The 5,015-nt window shown below is 53.5% G+C and carries 2 tRNA genes and 3 rRNA genes; all 5 read left to right on the top strand.

Annotated features, from left to right (window positions below):
• Window positions 1-1,508, top strand: a 16S ribosomal RNA gene (locus DWX84_RS21125); the annotation flags it as partial.
• Between the two features lie 171 nt (window positions 1,509-1,679).
• Window positions 1,680-1,753 (top strand) — tRNA-Ile (locus DWX84_RS21120).
• Window positions 1,754-1,763: 10 nt separating this feature from the next.
• A tRNA-Ala gene (locus DWX84_RS21115) sits at window positions 1,764-1,837 on the top strand.
• A 105-nt stretch (window positions 1,838-1,942) separates the two neighbouring features.
• Window positions 1,943-4,820, top strand: a 23S ribosomal RNA gene (locus DWX84_RS21110).
• A gap of 83 nt (window positions 4,821-4,903) precedes the next feature.
• Window positions 4,904-5,014 (top strand): 5S ribosomal RNA (gene rrf, locus DWX84_RS21105).
• Window position 5,015: the final 1 nt, after the last annotated feature.

Here is a 5,015-nt window from a genome sequence, read left to right as displayed (position 1 = left end):
CCTGGCTCAGGATGAACGCTAGCGACAGGCTTAACACATGCAAGTCGAGGGGCAGCACAGGTAGCAATACCGGGTGGCGACCGGCGCACGGGTGAGTAACGCGTATGCAACTTACCTATCAGAGGGGGATAACCCGGCGAAAGTCGGACTAATACCGCATGAAGCAGGGGCCCCGCATGGGGATATTTGCTAAAGATTCATCGCTGATAGATAGGCATGCGTTCCATTAGGCAGTTGGCGGGGTAACGGCCCACCAAACCGACGATGGATAGGGGTTCTGAGAGGAAGGTCCCCCACATTGGTACTGAGACACGGACCAAACTCCTACGGGAGGCAGCAGTGAGGAATATTGGTCAATGGGCGTAAGCCTGAACCAGCCAAGTCGCGTGAGGGATGAAGGTTCTATGGATCGTAAACCTCTTTTATAAGGGAATAAAGTGCGGGACGTGTCCCGTTTTGTATGTACCTTATGAATAAGGATCGGCTAACTCCGTGCCAGCAGCCGCGGTAATACGGAGGATCCGAGCGTTATCCGGATTTATTGGGTTTAAAGGGTGCGTAGGCGGCCTTTTAAGTCAGCGGTGAAAGTCTGTGGCTCAACCATAGAATTGCCGTTGAAACTGGGGGGCTTGAGTATGTTTGAGGCAGGCGGAATGCGTGGTGTAGCGGTGAAATGCTTAGATATCACGCAGAACCCCGATTGCGAAGGCAGCCTGCCAAGCCATGACTGACGCTGATGCACGAAAGCGTGGGGATCAAACAGGATTAGATACCCTGGTAGTCCACGCAGTAAACGATGATCACTAGCTGTTTGCGATACAGTGTAAGCGGCACAGCGAAAGCGTTAAGTGATCCACCTGGGGAGTACGCCGGCAACGGTGAAACTCAAAGGAATTGACGGGGGCCCGCACAAGCGGAGGAACATGTGGTTTAATTCGATGATACGCGAGGAACCTTACCCGGGTTTGAACGCATTTCGACCGCTCTGGAAACAGAGCCTCTAGCAATAGCGATTTGCGAGGTGCTGCATGGTTGTCGTCAGCTCGTGCCGTGAGGTGTCGGCTTAAGTGCCATAACGAGCGCAACCCTTGCCACTAGTTACTAACAGGTAAAGCTGAGGACTCTGGTGGGACTGCCAGCGTAAGCTGCGAGGAAGGCGGGGATGACGTCAAATCAGCACGGCCCTTACATCCGGGGCGACACACGTGTTACAATGGCGTGGACAAAGGGAGGCCACCTGGCGACAGGGAGCGAATCCCCAAACCACGTCTCAGTTCGGATCGGAGTCTGCAACCCGACTCCGTGAAGCTGGATTCGCTAGTAATCGCGCATCAGCCATGGCGCGGTGAATACGTTCCCGGGCCTTGTACACACCGCCCGTCAAGCCATGGGAGCCGGGGGTACCTGAAGTCCGTAACCGAAAGGATCGGCCTAGGGTAAAACTGGTGACTGGGGCTAAGTCGTAACAAGGTAGCCGTACCGGAAGGTGCGGCTGGAACACCTCCTTTCTGGAGCGAAGGATTCCGTCGCTGGCCAAGTGTCGGCGATGTCCGGTTATACGAGGTATCGATCGTCTTGTGCTGCTGTTGAGATTAAGTTTATATATAGATCTTACGTACCGGGAGGCCAGTCTAAAGAGAGAAAAATGACGCTGGGACGTAAGTCTTGGCAAAGTTGACAGTCCTATAGCTCAGTTGGTTAGAGCGCTACACTGATAATGTAGAGGTCGGCAGTTCAACTCTGCCTGGGACTACTCCGAATGAGGGGGATTAGCTCAGCTGGCTAGAGCATCTGCCTTGCACGCAGAGGGTCAACGGTTCGAATCCGTTATTCTCCACACATCCCGCGAGGGAAAGAGGATCTTTGACATATTGGACATCAAAAAGAAGAAACAAGTAGAGCGAGCTTAAGATATATCAACCCGTACGTATGTACGAGGTGAGAGAAAGTAAGCAAGGGCAGACGGTGGATGCCTTGGCTCTCGGAGGCGACGAAGGACGTGATAAGCTGCGAAAAGCCCGGGGGAGGCGCAAATAGCCCTTGATCCCGGGATATCCGAATGGGGCAACCCGGCAGGCTGAAGGCCTGCCATCCCGTAAGGGAGGCGAACGTGGGGAACTGAAACATCTAAGTACCCATAGGAGGAGAAAATAAACAATGATTCCGTAAGTAGTGGCGAGCGAACACGGAAGAGCCCAAACCCGTGCCGTCTAGGGGACACGGGGGGTGTAGGACCACGACGGGGCAAGAAAGCAGGGAAATGGAAGCGCTTGGAAAAGCGCGCCATAGACGGTGAAAGCCCGGTACATGACTCCCTGCCGAAGCCTAGTGGCATCCTGAGTAGCGCGGGGCACGAGAAATCTTGCGTGAAACTGCGGGGCCCATCCCGTAAGGCTAAATACTCCCGAGAGACCGATAGCGAACCAGTACCGTGAGGGAAAGGTGAAAAGAACCCCGAGCAGGGGAGTGAAATAGACCCTGAACCCGTCTGCCTACAAGCGGTCGGAGCGTCGTAATGACGTGACGGCGTGCCTTTTGCATAATGAACCTACGAGTTACCTTCCCCGGCAAGGTTAAGTACCTAAGGTACGGAGCCGAAGCGAAAGCGAGTCTGAACAGGGCGCCAAGTCGGGGGGGGTAGACGCGAAACCGAGTGATCTACCCTTGGCCAGGTTGAAGGTTGGGTAACACCAACTGGAGGACCGGATGGGTAAGCGTTGAAAAGCTTTCCAATGAGCTGAGGGTAGGGGTGAAAGGCTAATCAAACTCGGAGATAGCTCGTACTCCCCGAAATGCATTTAGGTGCAGCCTCTTTATAGTATATCGTGAGGTAGAGCGACTGATTGGATGCGAGGGCTTCACCGCCTATCAAGTCCAGATAAACTCCGAATGCGCGATATATATTTAAAGGGAGTGAGGGCGCGGGTGCTAAGGTCCGTGTCCGAGAGGAGAAGAATCCAGACCACCGGCTAAGGCCCCCAAATGATCGTTGAGTTGAACTAACGAGGTCGGATCGCAGAGACAGCTAGGATGTTGGCTTGGAAGCAGCCATTCATTTAAAGAGTGCGTAACAGCTCACTAGTCGAGCGATCTGGCGTGGATAATAATCGGGCATAAACGATCTGCCGAAGCCGTGGATGTCGCAAGACATGGTAGGGGAGCATTCCATGCGGCGTCGAAGATGAGGGATGACCCTTGTTGGAGCGCATGGAAAAGCAAATGTAGGTATGAGTAACGATAAGGGGGGCGAGAACCCCCCCCGCCGAAAGACCAAGGTTTCCTGATCAACGCTAATCGGATCAGGGTGAGTCGGGACCTAAGGCTAAGCCGAACGGCGACGCCGATGGAAGAATGGGTTAATATTCCCATACTGCCTCATGGAGTGACGTGGAGACGGAGAAGTGACAGTCCTGCCGGCTGACGGAATAGCCGGTTGAAGGGTGTAGATATTGATTCCCGTAGGCAAATCCGCGGGGAGAGTCGAACCTGAGAGTATACGGAGCGCTTGCGCGACGTAATATGGACGTAACCATGCTCCCAAGAAAATCCGCTAAACTTATCCATGCGGCACCCGTACCGTAAACGGACACACGTGGTCGGGTTGAGAATACTGAGGCGCTCGAGTGACTCACGGTTAAGGAACTAGGCAAATTGACCCTGTAACTTCGGGATAAAGGGTCCTCGTCGTAAGGCGAGGCGCAGAGAATAGGTCCAGGCAACTGTTTAACAAAAACACATGGCTGTGCTAAATGGAAACATGACGTATACAGCCTGACACCTGCCCGGTGCTGGAAGGTTAAGAGGAGATGTCATCGCGAGAGAAGCGTTGAATTGAAGCCCCAGTAAACGGCGGCCGTAACTATAACGGTCCTAAGGTAGCGAAATTCCTTGTCGGGTAAGTTCCGACCTGCACGAATGGTGTAATGATCTGGACACTGTCTCAACCGTGAGCTCGGTGAAATTGTAGTATCGGTGAAGATGCCGATTACCCGCGATGGGACGAAAAGACCCCGTGAACCTTTACTATAGCTTTACATTGAATTTGGGCAGACGATGTGTAGGATAGGCCGGAGGCTTTGAAGGGGGTACGCCAGTATCCTTGGAGCCGCCGTTGAAATACGGCCCTTCGGTTGTTTGAGTTCTAACTCCTAGGCAGGAGGACACTGTATGGTGGGTAGTTTGACTGGGGTGGTCGCCTCCAAAAGCGTAACGGAGGCTTCTAAAGGTGCCCTCAGACCGATTGGTAACCGGTCGCAGAGTGTAATGGCATAAGGGCGCTTGACTGGGAGAGATACAACTCGATCAGGTAGGAAACTAGAGCATAGTGATCCGGTGGTTCCGCATGGAAGGGCCATCGCTCAAAGGATAAAAGGTACTCCGGGGATAACAGGCTGATCATTCCCAAGAGCTCATATCGACGGAATGGTTTGGCACCTCGATGTCGGCTCGTCACATCCTGGGGCTGGAGAAGGTCCCAAGGGTTGGGCTGTTCGCCCATTAAAGTGGCACGCGAGCTGGGTTCAGAACGTCGTGAGACAGTTCGGTCTCTATCTATCGTGGGCGCAGGAGATTTGAGGGGCTCTGACACTAGTACGAGAGGACCGTGTTGGACGTACCGCTGGTTTACCGGTTGTCCCGCCAGGGGCACCGCCGGGTATCTAAGTACGGATCGGATAAGTGCTGAAAGCATCTAAGTACGAAGCCGGCCTCAAGATTAGATCTCCCTCAAGGGTGGTTATAGACGATGACCTTGATAGGCCACAGGTGTAAGGGCGGCGACGTCCGAGCCGAGTGGTACTAATAGCCCGGGACTTTCCTCACGTGAGGGTTGATATATTTTAAGACGATAAGGCGAAGCTGGTCTCTTCGGATTGATGTCCGGTCAAAATCTTGATAATGAAATTAAGGTGGCTATAGCACGAGGGATCCACCTCTTCCCATTCCGAACAGAGAAGTTAAGCCTCGTCACGCCGATGGTACTGCGTAACAGTGGAAGAGTAGGTAGCCGCCGTCTT

Origin of the sequence: Parabacteroides sp. AF21-43 (genome assembly GCF_003635435.1) — a bacterium.
GTDB classification, from domain to species: domain Bacteria; phylum Bacteroidota; class Bacteroidia; order Bacteroidales; family Tannerellaceae; genus Parabacteroides; species Parabacteroides distasonis.
Note: the sequence above shows the minus strand (reverse complement) of the source record. Positions and strands in the feature narration are given on the sequence as shown.